Origin of the sequence: Pseudomonas californiensis, assembly GCF_021147775.1 — a bacterium.
Taxonomy (GTDB): Bacteria; Pseudomonadota; Gammaproteobacteria; order Pseudomonadales; family Pseudomonadaceae; genus Aquipseudomonas; species Aquipseudomonas californiensis.
In genome coordinates this window covers 1-4,329 of sequence record NZ_JAGTPK010000083.1, presented here as the reverse complement: position 1 = coordinate 4,329, position 4,329 = coordinate 1, and the positions used below count along the sequence as shown (strand labels likewise).

The window sequence follows — 4,329 nt, the reverse complement described above, 5'->3', positions numbered from 1 at the left end:
TCGGTGTCCGGATGCTTGTGGAATGAGTGTCCGGATCAGCGTGGAATCAGTGTCCGGATGTCGGTGGAATGGGTGTCCGGATGGTCATGGAATCCCCAGAAAATGAAGGCTCGTCGCGATCACGTTTCACCTCTATCGACCGGTGCCCTTGCCGTGCTGGAGGAGCTACGACTGATTTCCGGTAGCGGCCGTTATCTCTTCCCCCACCGCAGCGGTGAAGGTTTCACCACTCCCAACCGGCTCACTTACGCCATGAGAGATATGAACCTAGGTGAGAGAACCACCCCACATTGCTGGCGTACCACTTTTTCGACTTGGGCAAACGAGCATGGCTGTAGGCCGGATGCGATTGAGCGTCAGTTAGCCCACGTGGAAAACAATAAGGTAAGGGCGACCTACAACAAGGCGCTCCTGCTCAAGGAACGGAGGGAAATTATGCAGACGTGGGGTGAATATCTCGAATTGGCCCGTACCCAAGGGATGAGCTCGAATGGATGAGGGCAACGCTGCAATTTTGCAGAACGGGATGCGCTACCTAGAAATCTATCGAGATCAGGGTCGCTCGAGATGCGACAGAATAGTGCCCGGGCCATTAGTGGCGGAGATCCTCCGTTACATTGAAAACTCATTGGCTGGTCACTCTCAGTATGACTTGGAGCAAATGCTTCTCGGCACCAACCAATTAGGAGCCCAGTGGCGGGCATACGTTGCCCACCCACGGCGTGATGCCGAAGAACGAAAAGCCTGGCGGACGTGGTACGGCAGACACGGATTTAAAAACAGCATCAGTGAACAGAGGGCTGCGGATCCATTCGCAATACAGCCACCTCCCCTGCCACAACTGGATGAGCAAGAGGATGAAATCCCTACGCTCGAAACTGAACAGCCTAGCCCTTTGATGCGGGCGCTACCAAACGATGGCAGATCCATGACCTTTCATTTACTACGCGAGGTCATTCGTCGCTGGTCAACAATCGTAGTTGAAAGATATCTCGCCGAATCTACCTCTCAGGACTGCCGCAATACGAGGGACGCTGAACGAACTCTGTCTAGACATATCACATCGCTAATGACCATCAGGACGTCCCTGAACGCATGGGAAGCTGCCTACGAGCTTCTCACCTTGCCGTCCAGTCCTGGATCGATAGATAGTGAAACTGAGTTCTTTCAACGCTTCCAAAGGCTGGAGGAACGAGATCAGGAACGCGATCTGCGCTCACGCACAGCAAGCATGCCTAGACCTGTCTCCATCTCGCCTTCCCGGCGATCCTCTCCAAGACATAAGAAGCCCTGATAACTCGTTCTCTCTCAAAACAACCCACCTGCTTATTGTCATCTCACAGTTCATAGCAGTTCAGTGAGGTTGAGCATGGAACAGAGCAACGATCCAAACGCGATTGTAATTCTCCGTAGGCCACAGGTTGAAAAGCGTACCGGCCTGACTAAGTCAGGGATCTACTTTCTGATAAATAACGGAAGCTTTCCAAGACCAGTACCACTAGGCACCAGAGCCGTCGGCTGGATTGAGGCAGAGGTGTCAGCGTGGTTAAGCCATAAATGTGAGAAACGACTAACGCAAGCTGTTCGCTGAGGTAAAAATGAGCCTCGCTAAAAACAATGCTCTGGATGAAATATCTTGGGAGCTAAACCCCCGCTTGCTCCGCATGATGAATGACGCGACCCGGATGGAAGCTGCTCAGAGAACGAAACCGGGCCCCACAGCGTTCACGACCCGTTTTCTAGTACAGGCTACCTTTCCTCACAGCGACCCTGGCATTCATTATTTTGAACGCGGTACGGAATGGCTGAAGCTATCGATCTCCGCACCTCCACATATCGGAGTACCGTATGGAAGCCTACCGCGATTGCTACTGGCTTGGATCTGTACTGAAGCCGTCAAAACTCAAAGTCCCGTGATAGGGCTGGGTAAATCACAGTCGGCCTTCCTTAAAAAACTGGGACTGCATAACGATGGTCGATACATAGGTAAACTTAAAGAGCAGACATTAAGACTTGTAAGATCGATGATTTCAGTAACTGGAAGTAACAGCGGCGCAGTCACAATTGAAAATATGATGGTAGCAAAGAAAGCGTTTTTCTTTTGGGATGTTAGAGCACTAGATTGCGAAAAATGGGAGAGCACTCTTACACTCAATACAGACTTCTTCGAAGCAATCATGAGCGCCCCGGTCCCGCTCAAAATGGAAGCGTTGCAAAGCCTAAGGCATTCCCCGCTAGCGATGGATATCTACGCCTGGCTTGTCTATAGGATGTACACATTACAGAAATCCAAGAGAACAGAAATGAAGATACCGATCTCAAGTTTGCGTAGGCAATTTGGTTCCAATTACGCAACGGACAAGCAAGGCGCTCGTGACTTCAAGAAAACTTTTATTAGACGCCTCGACGAAGCCCTGTTGTTTTACCCTGAGGCCCGTCACCACGTGGAAATCTACCGAGAGTATATCAAACTGACTCCCGCCCAGCTTCATATACCGCCTGATAAAAAGGAGTCAAAACAAAAACGAAGTTTAGATGGGGCGAATAGAGAAAGCGGAAAAAAACGTACGCTAGCATGAGTTTTGTCAGGTTGAGGTCATAGAAGTTGACGGCGATCCGTCAGGAAATACTGAAAACCGCCCTAGTCTGACGGGGTGCCGGTGAGCGGCCTGACGCCGGGTTGAGGTGTACTTCATTCGGACACAGCCTACGCGGGGCGAGGGCCTCTCTCCTGGCCGCATTGCTTACCGTATGATTTTTTCCGAATTATTTAGCCCCGAGTTCCTTTTCTGGCCTGAGTTTACAGAGCACTCTGCAAGTGCGATTTCTAAAAAACGCAGGCTGAAATGTCGTTTAAGCAGTGTTCGCCTCATTTATCAGGGATGTACAGTGCCAATCTTGAATCAGAGATCGTTCTATCCCATCGCTCGATGAATATCAGGAATTTATTGTAGTCATTCGCATAAGTTTGAAGCCACTTCCCTATCCCCTCACATACAGCAAGATAGAAGGGATGGAGATTGAAGTAATAAGTATCGCCCACACCCTGCGCTTCCTTTGGAACAACGCCAATTGACAGCGATATCCTTCGAGCGTTTTTCTTCACAACCTTCTGCGAGTCAAGATTTGACATATGCAAGAGCCCATTCCTCAACTCCCAAAGCTCATCTGCGGTGACGCCTATCGGTGCCAAATCCACGTATGCGTCAAGCCACCGGCTGAACACCGCTCTCTCTGACCTTGTTTTCTCATATCCATATTCAACATGTGCAATGCTATCGATACATGACATGAAAAGCTTTATTGCGGAGGCGTAGTGCCTGTTGTTGAAGAGTAGCTTGTAGGCAAGCAGGAAATCATCGTTAATGAGCTCTGTGAAGAGAAATTCATCACCTCGCATGTATTTCACCAGCCAATCATCCATGACACTCTTCTCCCCCATGATTTTATTAACATCGTCCATGTCCAACGGAGACTGATCAGAGATGTAATTTATCGCAGGCTTCCCGTCTAGAATGATGGTAATTCCGTAGAGCGGCGTCCTTGTTTCGTGCGGTTCAAATACATACTCGAACAGCTCAAGCGCCGTGCCCAAGCGGCAACGTGCAGTATACGCACCAATTGTCAAACCCACCGGAGCCTTGGTTAGTGTCGCCTTCTCATAATCCCGCTCTGCCGCAACCCTCAAATACGCAAGCTTGTCTTCATCCGTGCCGTCAAGGTCATAGCGTATGTGACCGAGGAAGCCCACTCGCTCTTGTGCGTCCGCAATCAGGTAGAAACAGTAAATGGTCTCTTTCATGCTTTGCTCCTCATGCTCCTGGCCTTGTTACTGCTTCAGATGCTTTTCGTGTCTCGCTATGTGTAGCGGCCTGCAATCGAAATGGCCTCGACCTGCAATCATCGCATTTTTCGACCGGGATTAATTGCGTCTATCCGAGCCAGCAGACCGAGATTATTTGCGAATGAACTTGCATTCATCTGGTTAGACCTGCAATCGACCGTCATGAACCGGAATTATTTGCGAGTGACCACTCGCCGTTGCTGTCTCATTTAAGTACACCTCGACCCGCCGTCAGGAAGCTCACTGGAACTCAGTCAGACTAGGGCGATTTTTTGTATTTCCTGACGGATCGCAGTCAACTTCTAGGACCTCAAACGGACAGAGTTCACGCCAGCGTACGATTTTTTCCGTTTTCTCTATTCACCCCAGATCATTGCGTCTGAAGAGTAAGCGTCCGCCGAAGTCATCTTGCACGACTTAGGCAGATACCCACTGATGCGGCAGCAGTTGCTCAATCTCACTCGCTCGCTGCGTCGGTAACCGCG

4 protein-coding genes are annotated in these 4,329 nt (G+C 50.1%); 3 read left to right on the top strand and 1 reads right to left on the bottom strand.

The annotated features are described in order from the left end of the window. From KDX37_RS28700 to KDX37_RS28690, 3 genes are all read left to right on the top strand, one after another. Nucleotides 1–498 (top strand): tyrosine-type recombinase/integrase (locus KDX37_RS28700; RefSeq protein WP_231656571.1); only part of this gene is annotated, 498 nt, incomplete at its 5' end. A gap of 871 nt (nt 499–1,369) precedes the next feature. Next, a complete protein-coding gene (locus tag KDX37_RS28695; RefSeq protein ID WP_080392291.1) occupies nt 1,370–1,591 on the top strand; it encodes an AlpA family phage regulatory protein in 222 nt (73 codons plus the stop codon). A 7-nt stretch (nt 1,592–1,598) separates the two neighbouring features. After that, nucleotides 1,599–2,579, top strand: coding sequence for a replication protein RepA (locus KDX37_RS28690; RefSeq protein ID WP_231656570.1), 981 nt, complete (start codon nt 1,599–1,601; stop codon nt 2,577–2,579). A 290-nt stretch (nt 2,580–2,869) separates the two neighbouring features. On the opposite strand, the gene KDX37_RS28685 is transcribed toward KDX37_RS28690, so the two are convergent. Then, a complete protein-coding gene (locus tag KDX37_RS28685) occupies nt 2,870–3,802 on the bottom strand; it encodes a hypothetical protein (RefSeq protein ID WP_231656569.1) in 933 nt (310 codons plus the stop codon). Between the last annotated feature and the right edge of the window lie 527 nt (nt 3,803–4,329).

Coding starts and splice junctions, on each gene's coding strand:
- KDX37_RS28695 (WP_080392291.1), top strand. CDS start 1,370: ATGGAACAGAGCAACGATCCAAACGCGATTGTAATTCTCCGTAGGCCA.
- KDX37_RS28685 (WP_231656569.1), bottom strand. CDS start 3,802: ATGAAAGAGACCATTTACTGTTTCTACCTGATTGCGGACGCACAAGAG.
- KDX37_RS28690 (WP_231656570.1), top strand. CDS start 1,599: ATGAGCCTCGCTAAAAACAATGCTCTGGATGAAATATCTTGGGAGCTA.